Below are 21,215 nucleotides of genomic sequence, written 5' to 3' on the forward strand. Positions count from 1 at the left end.
CTTATATAATTTTCATTCTGTTATACTAATTGTGAAAAAATGACGTTATTAGAACTCCAAATAAAAAAATCCCTTTCGTTAGAAAGGGATTTGGATTTTAAAATATGTAAGCACTTAAGAATTAATAATTAAATCTGCTTTTGTTTTGATGAGGTCGATTACCTTGCACTCAGCTTCTTTAAAGTTTTCCATAATTAATCTGGCTGTCAGATAACAAACCGTTGATTCTGCACCCTGATTGAGGTTTATGTTGTCTTTTTCAAGGCCGTCATATCCGCCTCCACTAACCGGATTGTACATGATCTGATTTAAATGGTTTTTACCTAAGAACCAGTTAAAAGCGGTTTTCATGTACTCTTTGTATAAAGGGTTTTTGAATTCATTGTAAAAACCGTTCAAAGTCTGAATAATGTATGAAACATCAATTGGCTGTTCTCCATATTCTTTAGGTTCTGCACCTTTATGATACCACCCGTTATTTGAAATTACCCTAAAGCCATTTTTCGTGAACATCTTTGAGAGAAGGAAATCAAGGGATTCTAATGCTATTTTTTTGTAAATAGGTTTGTTGGTTACCAGATAAGCATAAAGCATAGATTCCGGAAGAATACCATTTCCGTAAGTCAGATAATTTTCAAACCATTTCCAGTCTTTCGTAGCATGAATTTCATAATTTGATACCAGTTTAGCGTTCAGCTTGTTGATAATTGCCGAAACATATAAGTTTGGTATTACCGAGTTATACAGATAAAGCCCTTTTGTAGCAAAGCCTATTGAACGAGGTGATTGAATCGTTTCGGCCCATGGCAGGCTTTTCAGAAAACATTCTGAAGCTGTATGTACAATATTTTCAGGCAGAATATCTTTCATAGCAATCACGCTTCCTAAAGCCCAGATTCCTCTTGCATTTGAATCTTCCAGATTTACCTCTGCATTTTGTTCTATATGTTCCCTGTTGTGTTCATCTACATAATTAATGAAGCTTCCGTCTGGTTTTTGGCAACGATGAATAAAATCAAGATAAATCAGCATATAAGGCAAATCATTTTTGTCTCCTGTTAATTTGTAATGCATTCCAACAGCTACCAGGGCTCTGGCGTTATCGTCTAAAGTATAACCCGACGATAAATCCGGAATAGAAATGTTACTGAATTGAATCATGCCTAATTCTGTTGTCAGTTTTTTGACATGTGTCAATTGAATTTCAGGATAATCAAAATCAATTATTGTGTCATTTTCAATTAGATCCGTGTATCTGTTCATGTGAATGATGGCCACGTTTTCCCAGGAAGATGCTCTCATTTTACGGAAAGCATTTTTACCCATTTCTTCTCTTAAATTATCATCAGAAAGCAATTTTAGGGTAGCCTCAGCGAACTGATCAACGTTTCCTATATCGACTAAAACGCCGCAATCTGAACTTAGAACCTCTAAAGTATGAGGAATTTTAGACGCCACAAGAGGGCACGCACAACTCATTGCATATGCAAAGGTACCGCTCACAGCCTGATTTGGATCTTTTGAAGTAAACAAATAGATGTCAGTTGCTTTCAGGTAATCCAAAAGTTCATTAGTATCTAAATATTGATTGATGAAACAAACGTTGTTATGTAAATTTAATTCGTCAACAAGCGCTTCTAATTTATCACGGTAAACATCAACACCATCCAAAATCAAATTAGGGTGTGTTCTTCCAATAATCAGATAAAGAACATTTGGCTCTTTTTCTACAATTTTAGACAAAGCCTGTAACCCTGTTTCAATATTTTTTCCTTCACCCAGAAGTCCGAAAGTAGAAAGTACTTTTTTACCTTCCATATTAAATTTTTGTTTTGCCTGTTCAGGGGTTTCATAAACCACAACATGGGTACCGTGTGGTACGCAGGTAATAATCTCTTGGTGAATGTCATAATCTCTCATCAGGATTTCCTGTGATTGATTAGTCATTACAAAAACAGAGTTACTGTAACTTAAAAGTAGTTTGACAAAAGTTTTTAATTCCTTATTTGGATTTTGAATTACACTATGAAAAGTAAAAGTTACAGGTTTTTTTATGGCATTTAAAAACTCTAATAAATAATCTCCATAATTACCGGCAAATAAACCAAATTCATGCTGAATGTGTACCAGTTTTACCAAATCATCGTTATTGATTTCTTCGGCAACTCTTATATAATCTTCCTTGTCATTCGTATTTAGTGTAAAAGCCTGTGTTGGATTTTCTTTGGGAGATTTTACCAGTTCACAAATTTCACAGCTGATTGAATTTCCATATACGTCCATAATCCCTTTGATGGTGTCCTGAGTATAAGTGGCAATACCACATTGAGTTGGCGGATAAGTAGACATGAAAATAATTTTCGATTTAATAGTTTGTAGCGTTTTCATTGGGATCATTTTTATTTCGTTTAATAAATCATTCGGTTTATATCAGAAAGCAAAGGATTTTTAATAGTTTTTGTAACCAATTTCTTTACTTAATTTATTTTGATATAAAATTATTTTAGAAGCAAGCCTATATTTAATCCAATCAGCTAAAAAATTAACTCAAAAGGTTTTAGATGGGAATTATGTAAAACCAGAGAACTTTGAGAAAGTGTTTTAAAGTTAAAAAAAAAATCAATAGGATTAATACTATATTTTTTATTATAGGATATTTATATTTAGTTTAAAAAACTGCAAATCAGTTGTTTGGTTTTTGGATATAACTAAAAAATAAGCCCTAATTATTACACAAATATGAATGCAACTACAAAGTCCAACGATAAATTAATGACCCTTTTAATCACAAAACCCGAAAAGGCTATAGAAAAATTAGATCTGGTGTACGTAAGTGATAAATCAATGCCAATAGAAAGATGTAAAGAAGGAGATACTTTTGTCTATAAAAAAAATGGAAGATATATTAAACAAAAGAGTGAATTAAAACGCATTTACAGTCTGGTACTCCCTCCGGCATGGGAGAATGTAAGAATTTCGGATTTATCTAATGGTCATCTTCAGGCAGTGGGATTAGATCAGAAAAACAGAAAACAATATAGATACCATCCAAAATGGAATTTAATCCGAAATCAGACTAAATTTTATAAAATAGTCGATTTTGGAAGAATGCTCCCTTTGATAAGAAAACAGGTCGATGCTGATTTAGAGGAGAAAGAATGGTCAAAAAATAAGGTGGTAGCACTTGTAATACGTTTAATGGAAGAAACCCATATCCGGATAGGCAATGAAAAATATGCCAAAGACAATAAATCATACGGGCTTTCTACTTTGCGAAAAAGACACATCAATATTAATAAAGATGCTATAAAATTTGAATTCATCGGAAAAAAAGGAAAGCAGCACACGATTACAATCCGAAATAAAAAGCTGATTAAATTAGTCAGCAAATGCGAAGAAATACCGGGCTGGGAGGTTTTTAAATACTACGATGAAAATGGTGAAAAAAGAATTCTTGACAGCCACATGGTCAATGTATATCTGCATGAAATCTCAGGTGAATATTTTAGTGCCAAAGATTTCCGGACATGGTCAGCCTCTGTTATTTTCTTTGAAACATTAATGGAATTAGGGATTGCAGAAAATGAAAAGGAAATCAAGAAAAATATTTTGACTGCTTTTGATGTTACTGCAGAAGCTTTAGGAAATACCCGAAACGTTTGTAAAAATTATTATGTGCATCCTTTATTGATTTCAACATATGAAGACGGATCTATCCAGGAATATTTTGAGAAGTTAAAAAAAAGCCGCAGTAACAGACAATATTTCTCGCGTACAGAAACAGTTTTCTTAGAAATGATACAGCATTATCAGCCGTTATCTGTTTAAAGCTTGCGGATTATTTTTTAATGAAGTATAGATGTTTTTTAATTGATATGTATGTCGTTGTGTGTGAATGAGTGCAAAATTTATCCATTCTAAAATCGTAAATTTTTCAAAACCCGGAAGTTCAAAATCAAAGCAGGTGAGGGTTACATCATGACTTTCGGCAGCTAGTAATAAATCAGATTCAATATTCAGAAGAGTCAGTGTTAAAGAATTTTTACTGTAATTTGTAATTTCAGGTTTTAGAAATTCAGGAGAATCCATTTTGGTATTAAAATCCAGAAAAATTGATTCCAATTCATTAATATTTTTATCTGGTTTTCTGGTAGTCTTTTCGGTTCTCCCCTTAAATAATTTCGGATAACCGGAACAGGCAAGAATAATATGCTGAACAGTTTGTCCGGCTGTCCAGCCGCCTTGAGAAGGTGTAGTATTAAACTCTGTTTCAGAAAACTTATAAAGAATTTCATTTAAATTTTTGAATGTTTCGATAATATTGGCCTGAAGTTCTGCTTTCATCATTTCTAATTTAAGTGTGGATTATTTACAGAGGTGATCCACCAGACATTTCCAAAAGGATCGGTTACACCGCAGGTTCTTCCATAATCCTGATTGCTTAATTCCATTAAGGAAACTGCTCCATTTTGTATTGCTTTTTGATAGGTTTCATCTGCATTATGAACATATACAAATAAGTTTGCTGTTTGTTTTACCCAGTCAGGAGTTTCATCCGTTACCATTATCGTACTGCCATTTAGGGTAATTTCAGCATGCATGACAGTTCCGTCTTCACGAAGGGATTTTGTCGTAGTTTCAGCAGCGCCAAAAACATTTTTTGTAAAATCGATAAATTTTGAGGCGCCCTGCAAAATCAAATAAGGCATTATAGTCTGATGTGCTGCCGGTATATTCATTTGTTCTGTTTTAAAAGTTGTATCTTAAAATTACGATTTTTATTTTATTGTTTTGCTAATCAGTAAATTGCTATTTTATAAAAGCACTTCACAATGAAAACCATGCGAGTTTAGAAGTTCGATTATTTTGTGATTCGAAATTTCAGTGGAATGAATTCGTAGAATTTTATCGCAGTCTTCCAAATCAAAATTGATGACGCTGTCCGGAAAATGCTCAAGAAGCCTCCCGACAATCATTTCTGATTGCGCTGCTTCCTGAACATTTGTTTTAAAAACTTCTATCATCGCAATTTGATTTATATCGAACTGTTTTTAGAACGTTCTATTTTATGGTGATAGATATAAGAAGTTATTAAAATTGCCAGAATGATTAAAGGAAAGAATCCCTGAAAATCAACTCCGTCAACTGCAAAATGACTTATCGATGCAAATATGAAGTCGAAAGCAAAACCCGCATACGCCCATTCTTTAATACGATTGGGTACTTGTGGAATAACTAAAGCGAATACGCCCAGAATTTTGAAAACGACTAAAGCATTCCCAAAATATTCCGGATACCCTAAATGCCTGATTCCTTCTTTTGCCAGTTCAGTCTGCGAAGTCAGGGCTGGCATAACGCCTTCAAATAAAAAAATAAGAATGGTTGTAGTCCAGAAGATAATTTTTGCTTTTTTCATTGGTTTGTTTTAAAATAGTTATTAGTTAATTATGCTATACAAATCTAACTATTACTATTTTTTAATGAAATAGTTATTTCTGACTATTTTAGGGGCATTTAAGACATATTGTGGTTTTTGATTTTTTTAGATTGGAAGATGAAAGATGGAAGATGATAGAGAATAGAGTAAAGAGAATAGAGATCTGTTTAAAACTGAATAATCTATCGGAATTTTTGACAAAGAAATCGCAATCTTGTCATTTCGACCTTTTGGGAGAAATCACACTAGTAACTCGACAGCAGTGCGCTCTCCCTCGGTGATTTCTCCTTTGATCGAAATGTAAAAAAATCCCGTTTTATTCGCGTTTCGCTTAGCGAATCCGTATTATCCGTGTACAATTACTCGTTTTTTAAAACATAATTTCTAATGACAAACAAATCCTCAAAACCCAATCGGGTATAAATGTCTTTTCCCATTACGGATGCCTGCAGCTGTGCATATTCAAGATTAGAGTCTATTGCCAAGTTAATTGCAAATTTCATGATTTCTTCGGCAAAGCCTTTTCTTCGCATTTCAGGAATCACACCAACTCCATGAATTCCGATCGTATTTCCGGTTTGATATAACATGAATGTTCCAATTGGTTCTTGTTGGAAAGAAACTAAATAAAAAGAAGCGTTTTCATAATCCTGAACCAGTATTTCTTTACTGATCACGTAACCAAAAGCTTTCGGATATAATTCTGACCATATTTTAGCCTCTTCTTCGTTTGAAACTTTTTTGTAAGTCAGCTTGTTTTGAAGCTCAAATTTTTGATCGAGTTTTAAAAACATTCCCACTTGTTCGGATTTGATTTCAAATCCGTTTTGTTCCAGAAATTCATTAGAATTACTTTCGAAAATGTTCCAATACGGAATTACTAAATCTGAGTTGCTTTGTACAGTTTCAATAATTTCAACAAGGGTTTCTGCTGTGAAATCTTCTCTAAACCATAATTTATTAGGCCAGCCCGAATGATTGATTTTGCAATATTCGAAAGCATCTTTTTTATGATAGGAGAGGAAAGGAATGCCTGCAGTTTTCCAGAAGCCTGTTAGATTATCGATATTATCTTTGATAAGTTTTACTTTTTCCATGATTATGAATTTAGAGAGACAGCAAAGATAAAATTAGCTTTTCCGGAAAGCCTTTACATATGTTGATTTACAAATCTTTTTCCAGACTTTTTCTGATGCGGCTCAATTGTGTGGGAGTGATTCCTAAATGTGATGCGATATGATGCAGTGCGATTCTGTCTGAAATATCCGGATGTTCGGATAATAACTGAAGGTATCTTTGGGTTGCATTTTCCATTACGATCGAAATTTCCCTTTGTTCTTTTTCAATCACCCAATGTTTTTCCAGATAAGCAATGTAGAAGTTTTTTAAATCTTCATTTTGGAAAATCAGTTCTCTGTATTTTTGATAATTGATACTAATCAGAATCGAATTTTCTAAGGCTTCAATCGAAAATTCGGATGGTATTTGTTGTATTGATGAAGCTGTTGAGCCTGCAAAATCACCTTCCAGAAAAATATTTTTGTTATAGGTATTTCCGGCTACATCAATTATAAAAGCTCTTACAGCCCCTTTGCAGATAAAATAAATCTCCTTAGCAACTTCACCGTTTCTTAAAAGTAATTCTCCTTTTTTTATGGATTGAAATTCAATGATATTCTCAATTATTTTCCATGAAGTTTCTGAAACAGGAGCGTAGCTTTCGAATTTTGATTTTAAGGTTTGGAGAAATTCTTGATTGAGATTCATCTTATTATATAAATTACAGATTTATCAGCGAGTAAATATATACATTATAAAGTCAACAAACTTCTTATAAAAACAGATGTCATACCCTCATAACAGTGAAAATCATTTTATGCCGGGGTTCGACACAAAATATTATAAAGTATAGCAGGAAACAGCCTAACAAAAAACGCTGCAAAACCTAAGTCTCACAGCGCTTTCAGAAATAAATAATTAAAAACGGGTATTATTTCCAGCCTCCCCCCAATGCACGATACAAATCGGTATTGGCAGATAACTGCTGTCTTTTTATGTCGGCAAGTTCCAGTTCACTTTGTAATAAATTAGACTGAGCTGTAATTACTTCGAGATATTCAGCCATACCATTTTTAAATAATAAATTGGCATTTTTGATAGCAGTCTGCAATGTCTTAACACGTTCCTGCAAAAGGGTTTCCTGTTGTTGTAATTTTTCTACTTTAACAATAGCATCAGCCACTTCGCTTACAGCAACCAAAACCTGTTGTCTGAAGCTTAAAACTGCTTTTTCTCTTTCGGCAACTGCAATATTATATTGAGTTCTCACTCTTTTATTGTTTAATAAAGGCTGTGTTAAACCTCCCGCAACAGTTCCGAATAAGGAAGCTGGAATATTAAACCAATTGCTCGTTTCGAAAGAGTTTAAACCGCCCTGAGCTGTAATTTTTAAAGAAGGATATAAATCTGCTTTAGTAATACCGACATTTGCGTTAGCAGCTTTTAAGGCTAATTCGGCACTTTTTACATCCGGTCTTCTGCTTACTAATGAAGACGGAATTCCGATTGCTGTATTGTTTTTAATCGTAATACCTGTCAAAAGTGTGTTTCTTTCTTTTGCACCCGGAAAAGAACCTGTCAATACGCTTAGCGCATTTTCCTGAATGGCAATATTCTGCTCCAATAACGGAATCAATTGTGAAGCCGTTAATTTTTGTGCTTCAGATTGTTGAACAGCCAATGAAGTTACCTGTCCTGCATCATATTTTAATTTGATGATATTGGTTGTACTGTCATTCAACTGCACATTTTTCTTCGCAATTTCAAGTTGTGCATCCAGCATCAGAAGATTGTAATATCCTTTAGAAACATTGGCCACAATAGTAGTCTGCAATGCTTTTTTTACTTCTTCTGATTGAAGATAATTCGCAAAAGCCCCTTTTTTCTGATTTCTGATTTTTCCCCAGATATCAGCCTCCCATGAAAGTGAAGCTCCGGCAGAATAATCGTCAATATGTTTGGCACCAATGGCCTGATTTAAATTCAGTCCCGTAAAACTATTGTCAGAAGGATTGCTGGTGCTGGCGTTTACAAATAAATTCACCTGAGGCACATTTCCCCACTTTGATTGTGTAAATCGGTATTGTGCAATTTCGATGTTTTTAGTGGCAATTTGCAAATCGTTGTTCCTTGCCACCGCACTGTCGATAAGTTCGATAATATCTTGCTCTGCAAAGAAGTTTTTCCACTCCAGATCTCCGATACTAGTTGTATCGCCTGAAACCGATGCACTCCTGAAATTTTCGGGAAATGCATCTTTTGGAGTTTCAATATCCTTCGAAACTTTACAGGATATTAGTGTGGTGATCAAAATAGCGACCATCACGATTTTGGTTATATAATTTTTCATTTTACTTTGGCGTAATTAAATTTCTGGACATTTATCTTTTTTGCTTTCGAGGTCTTTCGAAATTCTATAAGAGATGTATGCTAGGCATCCGATGATTGTCATCAGAATTGTCGTTATATAGTTTTCCATATTTTATTTTTCTTCGTTATGAATTACGGCTATCGGTTTTCCCGAAACCTTTTCTTGTAAATGCTGGAATACGATGAATAAAACCGGGATGATCAGCAACCCGAGAATTACTCCCGAAACCATTCCTCCGGCGGCACCAATACTGATAGAGTGGTTACCCTGAGCCGATGGTCCTTTGGCACTCATCATCGGAATTAATCCTACTACGAAAGCCAGCGACGTCATGATAATTGGACGTAAACGTAATTTGGCAGCATCGAGAGAAGCTTTTACTAATGCCTGTCCGGATTTTCGTTTCTGGACGGCAAACTCTACAATCAGAATTGCGTTTTTGGCGAGCAGTCCAATAAGCATTACCAAGGCAACCTGTACATAAATGTTGTTTTCAATTCCGGTTAAACCAATGGCTGCGAATACTCCAAAAATTCCTGCAGGTATGGATAAGATTACAGCTAAAGGCAAAATATAACTTTCGTACTGTGCAGCAAGTAAGAAATAGACGAATATCAAACACAATAAGAATATCGTTGCCGATTGCCCTCCGGAAGAAATCTCTTCACGGGTTTGTCCTGAGAATTCGTAACTGTAGCCTGCAGGTAATTGTTGCGCTGCTACTTCTTCGATTGCTTTAATGGCATCTCCGGAACTAAATCCTGGTTTCGGAATCGCATTAATTGCAATCGAGTTAAACAAGTTGTATCTCGAAGCGGTTTCAGAACCATAAATACGGCTTAATTTTACAAGGGTATTTATTGGAACCATTTCGCCATTTTTATTTTTTACAAAAACCCTGTCAATTGATGACGGATCAGCTCTGTCTGCAATATCAGCCTGAACAACTACACGGTAATATTTACCAAATCGGTTAAAGTCGGAAGCCTGTGCACTACCAAAATAAGCCTGCATGGTCTGCAGAATATCTTTGACTCTAACGCCTAACTGATCTGCTTTTTCGTCGTTGATATCCAATTGTAATTGCGGATAATCAGCTTTGAAACTTGTAAAAGCTACCGCAATTTCAGGACGTTTCATTAATTCCCCAATGAACTGCTGTGAAATACCACTAAACTTATCCAGTTTACCACCGGTTTTATCCTGTAGCACCATATCTAAAGCTTCAACGTTACTAAATCCGGGAACAGTAGGGAAGCTGAATACGAAGAAACTTCCGCCTGAAATCGCACCTAATTTCCCACGAACCTGATTCATGATTTCTTCGATGTTTTTAACCTCGCCACGCTCTTCATTTGGCTTAAGCAATACAAAAACAACAGCAGATGAAGGACTTGTTGAATTTGTCAGTAAGTTGAATCCTGAAATTGCTGTTACAAATCGGGATGCATCTAAAGCTTTTAATGTATTTTCAGCCTCAGTCATTACTTTTTGAGTTCCGTCAAGAGATGTTCCTGATGGCGTATTTACTGCAATCGCGATAAAACCCTGATCTTCTGTTGGGATAAACCCTGCAGGGGTTGTTTTAACCATTACAACAGTAGCAAAAGTAATTAGCGCTAATCCGCCTAAACTAACCCACTTGTTACGAATTAAGAATTTTAATCCGCCCACATAGCGGCTGGTCAATGCTTCAAAGCTATTGTTGAATCCGATAAAGAATTTCTCTTTAAAGCCTTGTTTCGCATATGGCGTATTTCCATCATGCGCTGCGTGATTATCCTTTAAGAATAAAGCGGCAAGGGCAGGACTTAAAGTCAAAGCGTTAACAGCCGAAATTACAATTGCAATTGCCATCGTAAAGGCAAACTGACGATAGAAAACCCCTGTTGAGCCTTCCATAAAACCAACCGGCAGGAATACAGCAGCCATTACCAGCGTAATCGAGATAATAGCACCCGTTATTTCGTGCATTGCTTCATGTGTGGCTACTTTTGGAGACAGATGTTTGTGCTCCATTTTCGCATGCACGGCCTCGACGACTACAATCGCGTCATCGACTACAATACCAATCGCCAGAATTAATGCGAAAAGCGTAAGCAGGTTTATCGAGAATCCGAATAACTGCATGAAGAAGAACGTTCCTAAAATTGCTACAGGTACAGCAATAGCCGGGATTAATGTTGATCTGAAATCTTGCAGGAAGATAAATACCACAATGAAAACTAATATGAAAGCTTCCAGTAAGGTATGTTCAACCTGTTCGATAGATTGGTCTAAGGATACTTTTGTACTATAGAAAATATTGTGTTTTATGCCTGATGGGAAATCTTTAGAAGCTTTTTCCATCATTTTATTAATCGCAATCTGAATATCATTTGAGTTAGATCCGGCTAACTGAATAACTCCGATTACAATTCCTTTTTTACCATTTAAACGGGTTAAACTGTTATAAGAATACGCACCCAATTCAACTCTGGCAACATCTTTTAAACGCAGAACAGAACCGTCAGCATTAGAACGAATGGCAATATTTTGATAATCTTCAGGTTTGGTTAGTTTTCCTTTGTATTTAATTACATATTCAAAAACCTCTTTACTTCTTTCTCCAAATTTACCCGGAGCAGCTTCTAAACTTTTGTCCTGAATTGCGCCCATAACTTCATTTGGCGTAACATTATGTGTTGCCATTTGTGTCGGGTTTAACCAAACACGCATGGAGTAATCTTTTACACCACCAAAAATACTGGCAGAACCCACACCCGGAATACGTTTTAGTTCCGGAATAATATTAATCTGGGCATAGTTGGCAACAAACGTCTGATCGTATTTTGACTCATCATCAGTATACATACCGATTGCCATAATAAAACTGTTTTGCTGTTTTGCCGTAATTACACCTTGTTGAACAACCTCTGCAGGCAGCTGGCTTGTCGCTTGTGCCACACGGTTCTGAACGTTTACCGCAGCCTGATCGGCATCTGTTCCTAATTTAAAGAAAACTGTAATCGCTAAAGTACCATCGTTACTGGCAGTAGAGCTCATATAAGTCATATTCTCAACACCATTTATAGATTCTTCCAGAGATGGTGCTACCGAACGTAAAACCGTTTCGGCATTCGCTCCCGGATATACCGCCGTTACCAAAACCGATGGTGGCGCAATATCAGGAAACTGTTGTAAAGGCAATTTCGTAAGTCCAAGTACTCCCAGAATCACCAACAAAATGGAGATTACGGTTGCCAGTACAGGTCTTTGTATAAATATTTTGAACATTTTCGTAAAAATTATTTTTTGTTAGTTATTTGAGCAACCTTAGTGGAAGCTTTCTCAGGCTGTATTACCTGTCCTTCCTGAAGTTTGTCAATACCACTTAATACAATCTGGTCACCGGATTTTACACCCTCTTTAATCAAATAGTTAGTACCGCTTTTTCCAACTACAGTAATAGGCATTTTGGTAACTTTGTTGTCTTTGCTTACTGTAAAGACAAATACTTTATCCTGCATTTCAATTGTAGCCGATTGAGGAACCAGTATAGCATCGTCATGCTGTAATCCTAAACGGATTCTTCCTGTATTTCCTGAGCGTAAAGTGCCGTTTGCGTTAGGAAAAGTAGCTCTCAACGTAATCGCACCTGTATTTTTATCAAACTGACCGTCTACCATATCAATTTTTCCTTTTTGCGGATAAGCATTGTTATCCGCTAAAATCAAAGAAACCGGAGGCAATTTTTTGATTTTGTCACCAATGCTGTTTCCTGCATATTGTGATTTAAAGTTGATGAAATCGGTTTCTCCCAAAGAGAAATAAGCAAATACTTCATGAACATCAGAAAGTGTAGTTAACGGTTCGATATCAGTGGCTGAAACCAGACTTCCTTGTTTTTTAGGCAGCCTTCCAATGTAACCACTTACCGGAGCCGTAACATTGGTATATCCTAAATTAATTTTGGCAGAAGCCACCATTGCCTTTGCCTGCTCGATATTAGCAGCAGCAATTTTTTGCGATGCTTTGGCCGTTTTTAACTGATAATCAGAAACTACTTTGTTTTGCACTAAAGGAGTTAATTTATCTACTTCTAACTGCGCGTTGATCAAAGCAGCTTCTGCAGCATGAAGACTGGCTAAAGCATTATTCAACTGCTCACGGAAAGGACGTTCGTTTATTTTGAATAAAGTCTGGCCTTTGCTTACATATGCCCCTTCATCTACTAAAACACGGTCAAGGTTTCCGCTTACCTGAGGACGAATTTCCACATCTACAGTTCCTTGTATCGAAGCCGGATATTCATTGTCGGTAGTAGTATTCTCGCTTGTTATCGCTGCAACTGGTAAAACCGGAGGAGGTGGGGCAGGAGCCTGTGATTTATCTGCACAACTGCTTAGTACAAGTGCCAAAATAAAGCTGGTTATAATTACATTTTTCATTTTCATATTGGTTTTAATTTGTTGGACATTCTCGTTTTTAAAATTTTTATTTCTGATATGCTGTAGATTCATTTTTAAGTCTATTAAATTTTCTAACGTTGTTAAGTAAGTTGATGCAAAAATTCAAATAATAGGGTATTCCAGTTCTGCTTTATAAATCGGTATTAAATTATTTATCGGTGTTAAGTAATAAGCTAAAGAAACCTGTTCTTATGTTAATTAAATTATTTATCACTGTTAAGTAAAAGAGTAAAAAAAAGGATTTGCTAAATTACTATTAAATCATTTACCGCTGTTAAGTTAAAATGAAATTTTTTTATTGTATTGATTTTATGATACCGCCAATTGCATCTTTAAGAATCTGTCCGTTAATAGTGTCCAGCGAAATGCTTTTGTTAATGATATTAATCGCAATCAGACCATGAATGACCGAAAAAAAGGTAAAGTACTTTTGTTTGATGACTTCTTCAGTAGGGTTGCTTTTTTTCATGATTTCTGCAATGACCGAAGTAAATAATTTATAAGGTGTTTTTGCAGCATCACATTGCTCAGAACAACAGTTCATTTGCACCCCAAACATTACCTGATACATTTCGGTATCTGTAAAGGCAAAATCCCAGTACGCCATCCACATAGCTTCAATCTGGTCTTCCGGCTTTTCAAATTTAGCTTTCGCATCTTCCAGCTCTTTGCCTAATTTAAGGAAACCTTTACCTGTTAACTCTCTTAATATGGCATCCTTATTTGAGAAGTACTCATATATAATTGGAGCAGTATATTCGATTCTGTCGGCAATTTTACGCATACTCAAACCAGTCCAGCCTTCTTCTTTCACGATATCATAAGCAGCGCCAAGAATATTATTTCTTGTCTCTTCTTTTTGTCTTAAAATACGATCTTTACTAGCCATTTGAATAAGTATTAAATTGTTTAACACTGTTAGGCAAATGTATGGCTGTTTTTCGAATTACGCCATAATTTTATCATAAAATTTTCTTATCGTACAATAACCAAGTATGAAATAACTCTGTGAACCCTTGATTTATTTACGATTTTATGATTTTTATTTTTTTGAAGCAGAGAGATTTTTATGTTTTTAAGACATTTTGTCCCGCTCTCTACTATATCTTTTATGGCGAACCCCGCCATAAAAGGATACCGTTTCGATCGGGGCTAGACAAGAAAGTATCATTTTTATAATCTTCTAAAATAAACTTCATAAAATCTAAAATAGATAGCGGGTTATTTTATAGGATATTTTTCTGGATTTTGTGATGTATGAAAAACAGCATTTAGAAAAACAGTTTTTGTTAATTCATCAACAACAAAAAACGCGATATATGGAAATTTTTTAAAAGGAAGATAACAATAATTATTATCATGAAATTGATGAAGTGGATTTATCTGTAAAGCTTTGTAAACCTTTTTATAAACATTAAGAAAGTTTAACGCAACTTTCTTACCAGCTTTTAATACAATAGCTTTTTCAATATTTTTTAAAGCAATTGGAGAAACAATAACCTTATAATTCATACTTTTTCTTTAAGTCAGTATAAATGGATTCGGCATCGGTGTAAAGTTTTTTATCTGTAGCTACTTGTTCATTTAAAATATGCTGCTGCTCTTCCGACAATTCGTAAGGTTTCACATTTGCAATTTCAAATTTTATCTTTAATGCTTTCATAAAAGCTTTTACAGCTTCAATTTGAGAATCATCTTCTGTGTACGCTGTGATATTAATTGCTTGCATGATTTTTAAAGTTTACTAAAGTTGGTAAACAAAGTTAAGACAAAAGTATAATTTTCATGTTGATCATTTAATTATTTTTACGAAGCTCAATTTTTCGTAACATTACATAAAAAAATAAAAATGAAAGCATCCATTATAAAGATTGCGATTGTTACCTTAATTATACAGTCCATGCAAGCTCAGGAAACAAAAAAAGAAACTGTTTCAACAGAGCCAAAATATACAATTGAAAACTGCGTAAACCACTTCGAATTAGAAAAAGCCACAAAAACAAAAGTAGGATACCAATATTGGTTTGGCGATAAAAACTTCACTCACGAAAACACCTTAAAAATGAGTATCGTCGAACCCGGAAAATCCACTCACGCTCCGCACCATCACCCGGAAGAAGAATTCTTTTATATCCTGGAAGGCACTGCCCAATTCTTTCTTGACGGAAAAACAGTTGTCGCTGGTCCAAACACCAGTTTTTATTGCCCGCCAAATGCGGAACATGGAATCAGTAATGTTGGGAAAACAGATTTGAAATATTTGGTGATTAAGAAGGATTTGAAGTAAAATTTTTTAATAAAAGTATTTATTGAAAAGACATAATATCTTTTGCAACTTCAGATAAGCCGTTATCAAATTGATGTCCGCCGGTTTTTAATTCATGAAAAATTGAATTTGGTAATTTTTGTTTGTATTGGGTAAGATGAGTAAAAGGAACCTCTTCATCATCTTTTGTATGATAGAAGAAAAGTGGAATATGATCAGGTAATTTATGCTCAAAATTTTCTCTTAGTCTTAAGCCTTGTTTCCAATCTTCATGGCCACTCCAGAATGGTGTGGCAGCCAGGAAAATTGCCTTGATGTTTTATTGACCGTTTTCTCAGTAAGATACTTTAATATCATCGAGGCACCTAAGGAATGACCTGCAAGAAAAAAAGAACCTTTCATTTCGGCAATTTGTTTGCTAATCTGTTCAGTCCATCCAAAATCAGGTAAGGATTCATCTGATTCTAATTCAGGATATTGTATGTTGTAATCTGTACCAATTTCTTTTTTTAATGATGCAACTAAGGATTTATCAGTCTCATAACCATTCTTGCCTCCACCTTGTATAAATAATATTTGTTTTTTCATCTTCATAATTTTTAAGTTAATTATAAAAAGTGTTTTCTTTTTCAGGGCATTTGATGTAAAACTTTCGGATGATAAGGATGATTTACGTCAAACAGCAGATTGCTCTGCTTTATACCGAAATAACGCTAAAGCCCTTTGAATTCTTGGTCGATTGTAACGCTGCAGAAGAATTGGATAGACGTTGAAAATTATATTTAAAATTATTAACCACACAGATTCAACAAAAGTGAATCTTAAGGCAACATAAATCTTGAAACCCAAAACAATAAAAAACACTATTAGGTGTCCTAATTCTGATTGTTTGGTACGATATTCCAAATGAAGTAAACTTTCTAAATCATTTTTAACCGGATTTGCTTTTTTATTTAGTTTTTCCCAACCCACTAAAACCAATAGTTTTCTGAACAGATTTATCCCAAACTTCTCATATAATTTTCCTTTGTTTTCCCAATCTTTGGTTTTATAATAACCTGAATTAAATTTAGATTTTAAAGTTTCGGTAAACGTCAATACGCACATCATCAGTGTAAAATTTAGAATCCATGCGAATAAAAAACCTAAAACTCCTATAAATAGTACAAGTCCGTAAGTTAATATTATGGTAACGAGAATTATGAAACCAAGAAGCATTATTTTTCTCATAATCTTTTAAATTTTGCAATTATGATACAATATAACGTATTTTCTTTTTATTTAAAGTGTTCTAAAATTTGTATTAATTGATTCTCCTGTCAGCAGGTCTGAAATGCCAGGATAAAAAGGTAAGTACTAAAAGCAATGTTGGTCCAAAATATTCCATAGCGCTGTCACCAACCGCAAAATGCGAGAAAATTGCTCCCGTCATCACAAAGAAAAAGCCTGCGTAAGCCCACTCTTTTAGCAAACCCAATTTTGGAAGAAGGACTGCAATTGAACCTAGTAATTTCCAGATTCCAATAATAGTCAAAAAGTAAGCCGGGTAGCCTAAGTGTAAACTCGTTTTATCCACTTCCTCTTTCAGCTTAATAAGCTGTACGATTCCTGTTGAAACCATTCCTAATGCTAACCAAATGGTTGCGATCCAATAAATAATTTTGTTTCTTTTTGTCATTGTAATATTATTTTAGTGATGATACAATTTCCTGAAGTCGGTTATGTGCCATATTGATTCCCTGTGCAAACGGCATTTTAAGCAGCTGGTCCCTAAACTCGATGGATTTAAATACAATTTTCATGGTAAGTTTGCTGGTAGTGTCGGTAAGCTTTTCAAATTCAAGGTATTCCAGCTGAACAGGAAACGGCGTGTTTTCCATTTCAAAGGTTCTTGTGATTTTTTCGTTTTCAACAAATTCATGAATTACGCCATTTGCCCTGAATACCACATTTCCGTCATATGAAGTTTCAAAGGCATAACTGCCGTGTTTTTTACTTTCTAGTTTGAGCACTTTTGTTCCCATCCATTGTTCAAAAAGATGAGTTTCTGAATACGCTTTAAAAACCAATTCAACCGGAAGGTCAAATTTTCTGGTTATGGTTAATTCCTGTTTGCCGTCTTCGGCATGTACTTTTGTTTTTTCTTCCATGTTATTCTTTTTTATAATTTTTCATGACTTCTTCCAGTTTGTTAAACTTGGTATCCCACATTTTGCGGAACGGTTCAATAAACTCGGCTATTTCTTTCATTTTATTTGGATTAAAATGATAATAAATTTCCCTGCCTTGCTGCTCTTGCCTCAATAATTCACATTCAGTTAAAATTTGTAAATGTTTAGAAACAGTGGGTCTTGCAGTATCAAAGTTAGAAGCAATAGCTCCGGCTGTCATGGACTGCGTCGTGAGCAGCAGCAGGATCGACCTTCTTGTCGGGTCGGCAATGGCTTGAAATACGTCTCGTCTTAAATTCATTATGAAGTTATTTGACTACAAATATATGTGTAGTTATTTGACTACGCAAATTTTCACAGCTTTTTTTTTATGTAATTTTTGGGTAAGTTCAATAATTACAGCTGCTTAAAGATAAAATCTATTTGAGGTTTGGAAGTTGAGGAAAGTTGTTTTAAAAACTATATATGCGTCAGGAATGCTTTATTGCCTATTATTTCATTCCTTTAATATTCATCTCTAGTGTATAAATACTTTTACCCGCAGTAATAAATAAGGTTCTAAACTTTTTTCCTCCAAAACATGCATTTGCTGTCCATGGTTCGTTTATATCAATGTGAGCAATTTTTTCTCCCTTTGGATTAAAAACTGAGACGCCTTTTCCGGTTAAGTAAATATTTCCTGATGCATCAATGGTAATTCCGTCTGAACCCGATTCGGTAAAAAGTGTTTTTTTACCTAAAGAACCATCGTTATTGATTTTATAGGAATAGGTTTTGTTTGCTTCAATATCCGCAACGAATAACGTTTTCCCATCCGAAGTGCCAATAATGCCATTCGGTTTTATCAGGTCGCTGGCAACATTTGTAATTTTAGTTTTATCAGGAGATAAATAATAAACACATTCTTTTTCTATCTCTTTGGAAGTATGTTTCCAGTAATCTCGTTTGTAAAAAGGATCAGTAAAGTAAATACCGCCTTTTGGATCAACCCAAAGATCATTAGGACCGTTAAGTCTTTTGCCTTCAAAATCATTTACTAATACCGTAACGTTTTTGTCGGGATCAATTTTCCAGATTTCATTTTTCTCATCGGCGCAGGCCAAAAGGTTTCCTTCGCGATCAAAATACAAACCGTTGGATCTTCCTGCATTTTCCATATAAACAGAAAGCACACCATCAACCGACCATTTTATAATTCGGTTATTAGGCTGATCGGTAAAATAAATATTGCCATTTTTGTCTGCAGCAGGTCCTTCTGTAAAGCTGTATTGATCGGATAGTTTTGTAAGAATAGCACCCTTTGCAATTAAGTTGTGATTTTGATTTTTTGACATTTGCGAATAGATGAAATTTGTATAGGAAAAAACGATGACGAAGAAGAGAAGTGTTGTTATTTTATATTGATTCATATTGAAGTTTTTAAACATTAATTAAATGTGCTTTAATAAATAATAGTTTAAACGTAAATAGCTTTGCCTTTTATCAAAAGTAATTTTTTTATTTCGATTTCAGTTTTTCGGATATAGAAAATCTAAGGTTTATAAAAAACAATACCCTGCTCTTAATTCATAGCAGGGTATCGATTTATAAGTAACTAAGTATTTATTCCCAGGTTACATCTAACTTAACTGTGGTAGTCAGAGTACTTAATGTTGTGCGGGTTACCGTGATAGTTGTAGGGTACGCATTCGGTCCAGACGTATAATCAGAAACCACAAAGTAAACGGGCCCCATTAAATCACTGTATAATCCGTCATTATCCATCAATTCTACGAAAAACATTGATGAAAAAGGCAGTACCAATGGCGTTATATTTTCCCAAACCAAAGGCATTTGAGCAGGACTTACATCATTATGAACTGAAGGTCCTTTTAAAGATTTTAAATCATAAGCATCACGTATACGAATTTCAACGTCCGGACCGTTAGTTTCATCCCACGCTGCTCCGTAAGAATCTTTGAAAGACATTTGAGTAACAGTGACTTTATTAATTTTAATTGAAGTTTTTAATGTAGGAGTTTCTTCATCTGGATTTTTTTCTGAATCTTCAGAAGAACATCCTAAAAACGTCAAAAATAGAAGGGTAATAAAGGATTGTGTAAAAAGTTTTTTCATAGATTTAAATTATTAATTTTCTTACCAAAAATTCATGCTAATTTTCTTCAGGCAAGTTTCTTAAATTAGTTTTATCAAAAATTGTAAATTAGCAATCAAGAGATCAGGATAAAAGGCTTGTTTTACTAGTAATATTCTATTTCCCTCACCCATTTGTAAAGATCTACACCATTAACGGTTTTTATCATTTCAACCCAATTTTTATTATCATCATATTTGTAGGTATATAAAATTTTGTGATGAATAATCGTTTGACTATTGAAGGATTGTTCCGTATAATTTAATTTGACGATTTTATCATTGTTGTAAAAGTATTTCTTAATTAATTTCGCTTTGGATATATCTTCATCACAACAGTATTCTTCAATTAATTTACTGTTTTTTTCATATTTGTAATTGACATAACTTAAAGCTTTAAAGTTTTTGGAACTTTCTATTTTAGTTATTAAATTATCGCCTTGATACTTAAAGATCGTTTGTCTGGTTTCTACAGGATTTTTATAATTTTCATCAGAAAATAAATCAAATGATTGTGTTTTAATAAGTTTGTTGTTACTGTCATATTCATTAATCAAACTTTTGTAAGTTACACCTACAGAATCCTTTATTCCGTATGTCCAGCCATTTCCTGATTTTTCCCAATTATTAGGGTTTTTATATATTACATATGATAATTTTCCTTTATCATTATAATGGTTTACATATTCATCTGCTGATCCATTATAATGAAACTTTTTTGTAATTGTGATTTTTCCGTTTTTATATTTTTTGTAATTGTGAATAAATAAATTTAATCTTAAATTCTCATAAATAATATTTTCATCGACATTGTCCCCATATTCATCAAAGTAATGATTTTCATTAGTCACAGAATGTTTTAAAGAATCAATTTTACTTATTAACCGCCCTTTTTTGTCATATAAATACCTATATGATTCAATAAAATTATTTTTTTTTCCAAACCAAATATCCTTAATAATCTTCCTTTTAATATCGAAATGACGTTCGTGATTTAAATAATAGCAAAAGTTTGTAGAGTACCAGGTGCTATAGAACCTGGCGATTGTTGGTTCAGGTCCTCTAAATCCAGAATGGCCATAATCATCATCATTATGAAATAATTTTGGATTTTCTTGTTGGGTTAAAAAAAGTACTTTTTCTTTTATTTTTTTAATATTCCCATAAATAGAATCTTTAGGTAAATTTTGTGAGAGAGCAAAAGACCAAATGGAGAATACTAGTAGTATTAAAAATGTATTTTTATTTTTCATTTGCTTATATCAAATTATCAAATTCTGTTACTTTTTTAGCATTACGCTAACTTATTTTGATATCCTTACAGCAC

Annotated in this window: 23 protein-coding genes; 2 read left to right on the top strand and 21 right to left on the bottom strand. The window is 34.2% G+C overall.

Annotated features, from left to right (window positions below):
- Nucleotides 1-114: 114 nt before the first annotated feature.
- Nucleotides 115-2,388, bottom strand: a complete 2,274-nt coding sequence (locus tag GXM16_RS14205) for a glycosyltransferase (protein WP_163395147.1) — start codon at nucleotides 2,386-2,388, stop codon at nucleotides 115-117.
- A 351-nt stretch (nucleotides 2,389-2,739) separates the two neighbouring features.
- Here GXM16_RS14205 and GXM16_RS14210 point away from each other — a divergent pair, with 351 nt between their 5' ends.
- Nucleotides 2,740-3,828: a DNA topoisomerase IB gene (locus GXM16_RS14210; RefSeq protein ID WP_163395148.1), complete on the top strand. Its 1,089-nt coding sequence runs from the start codon at nucleotides 2,740-2,742 to the stop codon at nucleotides 3,826-3,828.
- Here the strand turns inward: GXM16_RS14210 and GXM16_RS14215 are convergent.
- The 12 genes from GXM16_RS14215 to GXM16_RS14270 form a co-directional block, all read right to left on the bottom strand.
- Nucleotides 3,817-4,347 (bottom strand): DinB family protein, encoded by a 531-nt coding sequence (locus GXM16_RS14215; RefSeq protein WP_229684349.1) that lies wholly within the window; start codon nucleotides 4,345-4,347, stop codon nucleotides 3,817-3,819. The two genes, GXM16_RS14210 and GXM16_RS14215, sit on opposite strands and share 12 nt — an antisense overlap.
- A gap of 2 nt (nucleotides 4,348-4,349) precedes the next feature.
- A complete protein-coding gene (locus GXM16_RS14220; protein ID WP_163395149.1) occupies nucleotides 4,350-4,739 on the bottom strand; it encodes a VOC family protein in 390 nt (129 codons plus the stop codon).
- 75 nt (nucleotides 4,740-4,814) lie between these two features.
- A complete protein-coding gene (locus GXM16_RS14225) occupies nucleotides 4,815-5,024 on the bottom strand; it encodes a hypothetical protein (RefSeq protein ID WP_163395150.1) in 210 nt (69 codons plus the stop codon).
- An 11-nt stretch (nucleotides 5,025-5,035) separates the two neighbouring features.
- On the bottom strand, nucleotides 5,036-5,416 hold the full coding sequence (locus tag GXM16_RS14230; protein WP_163395151.1) for a DoxX family protein: 381 nt from the start codon (nucleotides 5,414-5,416) through the stop codon (nucleotides 5,036-5,038).
- Between the two features lie 380 nt (nucleotides 5,417-5,796).
- Nucleotides 5,797-6,534, bottom strand: a complete 738-nt coding sequence (locus GXM16_RS14235; RefSeq protein ID WP_163395152.1) for a GNAT family N-acetyltransferase — start codon at nucleotides 6,532-6,534, stop codon at nucleotides 5,797-5,799.
- A gap of 67 nt (nucleotides 6,535-6,601) precedes the next feature.
- On the bottom strand, nucleotides 6,602-7,204 hold the full coding sequence (locus GXM16_RS14240) for a Crp/Fnr family transcriptional regulator (protein WP_163395153.1): 603 nt from the start codon (nucleotides 7,202-7,204) through the stop codon (nucleotides 6,602-6,604).
- A 223-nt stretch (nucleotides 7,205-7,427) separates the two neighbouring features.
- Nucleotides 7,428-8,846, bottom strand: a complete 1,419-nt coding sequence (locus tag GXM16_RS14245) for a TolC family protein (protein ID WP_163395154.1) — start codon at nucleotides 8,844-8,846, stop codon at nucleotides 7,428-7,430.
- 132 nt (nucleotides 8,847-8,978) lie between these two features.
- Nucleotides 8,979-12,143 carry an efflux RND transporter permease subunit gene (locus tag GXM16_RS14250; protein WP_163395155.1) on the bottom strand — a complete coding sequence of 1,055 codons (3,165 nt, stop codon included), beginning with the start codon at nucleotides 12,141-12,143 and terminating at the stop codon, nucleotides 8,979-8,981.
- Between the two features lie 11 nt (nucleotides 12,144-12,154).
- Nucleotides 12,155-13,297, bottom strand: coding sequence for an efflux RND transporter periplasmic adaptor subunit (locus tag GXM16_RS14255; RefSeq protein ID WP_373285422.1), 1,143 nt, complete (start codon nucleotides 13,295-13,297; stop codon nucleotides 12,155-12,157).
- A 316-nt stretch (nucleotides 13,298-13,613) separates the two neighbouring features.
- Nucleotides 13,614-14,207 carry a TetR/AcrR family transcriptional regulator gene (locus GXM16_RS14260; RefSeq protein ID WP_163395157.1) on the bottom strand — a complete coding sequence of 198 codons (594 nt, stop codon included), beginning with the start codon at nucleotides 14,205-14,207 and terminating at the stop codon, nucleotides 13,614-13,616.
- Between the two features lie 332 nt (nucleotides 14,208-14,539).
- Complete coding sequence (locus tag GXM16_RS14265; RefSeq protein WP_163395158.1) at nucleotides 14,540-14,830, bottom strand: type II toxin-antitoxin system RelE/ParE family toxin; 291 nt, start codon at nucleotides 14,828-14,830, stop codon at nucleotides 14,540-14,542.
- Nucleotides 14,820-15,047 carry a DUF2683 family protein gene (locus GXM16_RS14270; RefSeq protein ID WP_163395159.1) on the bottom strand — a complete coding sequence of 76 codons (228 nt, stop codon included), beginning with the start codon at nucleotides 15,045-15,047 and terminating at the stop codon, nucleotides 14,820-14,822. The genes GXM16_RS14265 and GXM16_RS14270 overlap by 11 nt, the downstream gene beginning before the upstream one ends.
- A 120-nt stretch (nucleotides 15,048-15,167) precedes the next feature.
- On the opposite strand from GXM16_RS14270, the gene GXM16_RS14275 reads away from it, so the two are divergent.
- A complete protein-coding gene (locus tag GXM16_RS14275; protein WP_163395160.1) occupies nucleotides 15,168-15,605 on the top strand; it encodes a cupin domain-containing protein in 438 nt (145 codons plus the stop codon).
- Between the two features lie 228 nt (nucleotides 15,606-15,833).
- Here GXM16_RS14275 and GXM16_RS22720 read toward each other — a convergent pair whose 3' ends face one another.
- The 8 genes from GXM16_RS22720 to GXM16_RS14315 all read right to left on the bottom strand — a co-directional run bounded on the left by GXM16_RS22720 (nucleotide 15,834) and on the right by GXM16_RS14315 (nucleotide 21,141).
- Entirely contained in the window at nucleotides 15,834-16,172 is a 339-nt protein-coding gene (locus GXM16_RS22720; protein WP_208797383.1) for a hypothetical protein, read from the bottom strand.
- 87 nt (nucleotides 16,173-16,259) lie between these two features.
- Nucleotides 16,260-16,814 (bottom strand): glycosyl-4,4'-diaponeurosporenoate acyltransferase CrtO family protein, encoded by a 555-nt coding sequence (locus GXM16_RS14285; RefSeq protein ID WP_163395161.1) that lies wholly within the window; start codon nucleotides 16,812-16,814, stop codon nucleotides 16,260-16,262.
- Between the two features lie 73 nt (nucleotides 16,815-16,887).
- Nucleotides 16,888-17,262, bottom strand: a complete 375-nt coding sequence (locus tag GXM16_RS14290; protein ID WP_163395162.1) for a DoxX family protein — start codon at nucleotides 17,260-17,262, stop codon at nucleotides 16,888-16,890.
- 7 nt (nucleotides 17,263-17,269) lie between these two features.
- Nucleotides 17,270-17,734: an SRPBCC family protein gene (locus tag GXM16_RS14295; protein WP_163395163.1), complete on the bottom strand. Its 465-nt coding sequence runs from the start codon at nucleotides 17,732-17,734 to the stop codon at nucleotides 17,270-17,272.
- A gap of 1 nt (nucleotide 17,735) precedes the next feature.
- Nucleotides 17,736-18,056, bottom strand: a complete 321-nt coding sequence (locus GXM16_RS14300; RefSeq protein WP_163395164.1) for an ArsR/SmtB family transcription factor — start codon at nucleotides 18,054-18,056, stop codon at nucleotides 17,736-17,738.
- 190 nt (nucleotides 18,057-18,246) lie between these two features.
- Nucleotides 18,247-19,164 carry an SMP-30/gluconolactonase/LRE family protein gene (locus tag GXM16_RS14305; RefSeq protein WP_163395165.1) on the bottom strand — a complete coding sequence of 306 codons (918 nt, stop codon included), beginning with the start codon at nucleotides 19,162-19,164 and terminating at the stop codon, nucleotides 18,247-18,249.
- Between the two features lie 193 nt (nucleotides 19,165-19,357).
- On the bottom strand, nucleotides 19,358-19,870 hold the full coding sequence (locus tag GXM16_RS14310) for a hypothetical protein (RefSeq protein WP_163395166.1): 513 nt from the start codon (nucleotides 19,868-19,870) through the stop codon (nucleotides 19,358-19,360).
- 125 nt (nucleotides 19,871-19,995) lie between these two features.
- Nucleotides 19,996-21,141, bottom strand: coding sequence for a hypothetical protein (locus GXM16_RS14315; RefSeq protein WP_163395167.1), 1,146 nt, complete (start codon nucleotides 21,139-21,141; stop codon nucleotides 19,996-19,998).
- Between the last annotated feature and the right edge of the window lie 74 nt (nucleotides 21,142-21,215).

It is taken from the genome of Flavobacterium limi, assembly GCF_010645075.1.
In the GTDB taxonomy this organism is placed as follows: domain Bacteria; phylum Bacteroidota; class Bacteroidia; order Flavobacteriales; family Flavobacteriaceae; genus Flavobacterium; species Flavobacterium limi.

Excerpts from the sequence above, each read along its gene's own strand:
- GXM16_RS14235 (WP_163395152.1), bottom strand. The coding sequence starts at position 6,534 with ATGGAAAAAGTAAAACTTATCAAAGATAATATCGATAATCTAACAGGC.
- GXM16_RS14255 (WP_373285422.1), bottom strand. The coding sequence starts at position 13,297 with ATGAAAAATGTAATTATAACCAGCTTTATTTTGGCACTTGTACTAAGC.
- GXM16_RS14225 (WP_163395150.1), bottom strand. The coding sequence starts at position 5,024 with ATGATAGAAGTTTTTAAAACAAATGTTCAGGAAGCAGCGCAATCAGAA.
- GXM16_RS14285 (WP_163395161.1), bottom strand. The coding sequence starts at position 16,814 with ATGAGAAAAATAATGCTTCTTGGTTTCATAATTCTCGTTACCATAATA.
- GXM16_RS14220 (WP_163395149.1), bottom strand. The coding sequence starts at position 4,739 with ATGAATATACCGGCAGCACATCAGACTATAATGCCTTATTTGATTTTG.
- GXM16_RS14310 (WP_163395166.1), bottom strand. The coding sequence starts at position 19,870 with ATGAAAAAACTTTTTACACAATCCTTTATTACCCTTCTATTTTTGACG.
- GXM16_RS14275 (WP_163395160.1), top strand. The coding sequence starts at position 15,168 with ATGAAAGCATCCATTATAAAGATTGCGATTGTTACCTTAATTATACAG.
- GXM16_RS14270 (WP_163395159.1), bottom strand. The coding sequence starts at position 15,047 with ATGCAAGCAATTAATATCACAGCGTACACAGAAGATGATTCTCAAATT.
- GXM16_RS14260 (WP_163395157.1), bottom strand. The coding sequence starts at position 14,207 with ATGGCTAGTAAAGATCGTATTTTAAGACAAAAAGAAGAGACAAGAAAT.
- GXM16_RS14295 (WP_163395163.1), bottom strand. The coding sequence starts at position 17,734 with ATGGAAGAAAAAACAAAAGTACATGCCGAAGACGGCAAACAGGAATTA.
- GXM16_RS14245 (WP_163395154.1), bottom strand. The coding sequence starts at position 8,846 with ATGAAAAATTATATAACCAAAATCGTGATGGTCGCTATTTTGATCACC.
- GXM16_RS14300 (WP_163395164.1), bottom strand. The coding sequence starts at position 18,056 with ATGAATTTAAGACGAGACGTATTTCAAGCCATTGCCGACCCGACAAGA.
- GXM16_RS14205 (WP_163395147.1), bottom strand. The coding sequence starts at position 2,388 with ATGAAAACGCTACAAACTATTAAATCGAAAATTATTTTCATGTCTACT.
- GXM16_RS14210 (WP_163395148.1), top strand. The coding sequence starts at position 2,740 with ATGAATGCAACTACAAAGTCCAACGATAAATTAATGACCCTTTTAATC.
- GXM16_RS14265 (WP_163395158.1), bottom strand. The coding sequence starts at position 14,830 with ATGAATTATAAGGTTATTGTTTCTCCAATTGCTTTAAAAAATATTGAA.
- GXM16_RS14250 (WP_163395155.1), bottom strand. The coding sequence starts at position 12,143 with ATGTTCAAAATATTTATACAAAGACCTGTACTGGCAACCGTAATCTCC.
- GXM16_RS14240 (WP_163395153.1), bottom strand. The coding sequence starts at position 7,204 with ATGAATCTCAATCAAGAATTTCTCCAAACCTTAAAATCAAAATTCGAA.
- GXM16_RS14315 (WP_163395167.1), bottom strand. The coding sequence starts at position 21,141 with ATGAAAAATAAAAATACATTTTTAATACTACTAGTATTCTCCATTTGG.
- GXM16_RS14230 (WP_163395151.1), bottom strand. The coding sequence starts at position 5,416 with ATGAAAAAAGCAAAAATTATCTTCTGGACTACAACCATTCTTATTTTT.
- GXM16_RS22720 (WP_208797383.1), bottom strand. The coding sequence starts at position 16,172 with ATGAAAAAACAAATATTATTTATACAAGGTGGAGGCAAGAATGGTTAT.
- GXM16_RS14305 (WP_163395165.1), bottom strand. The coding sequence starts at position 19,164 with ATGAATCAATATAAAATAACAACACTTCTCTTCTTCGTCATCGTTTTT.
- GXM16_RS14215 (WP_229684349.1), bottom strand. The coding sequence starts at position 4,347 with ATGATGAAAGCAGAACTTCAGGCCAATATTATCGAAACATTCAAAAAT.
- GXM16_RS14290 (WP_163395162.1), bottom strand. The coding sequence starts at position 17,262 with ATGACAAAAAGAAACAAAATTATTTATTGGATCGCAACCATTTGGTTA.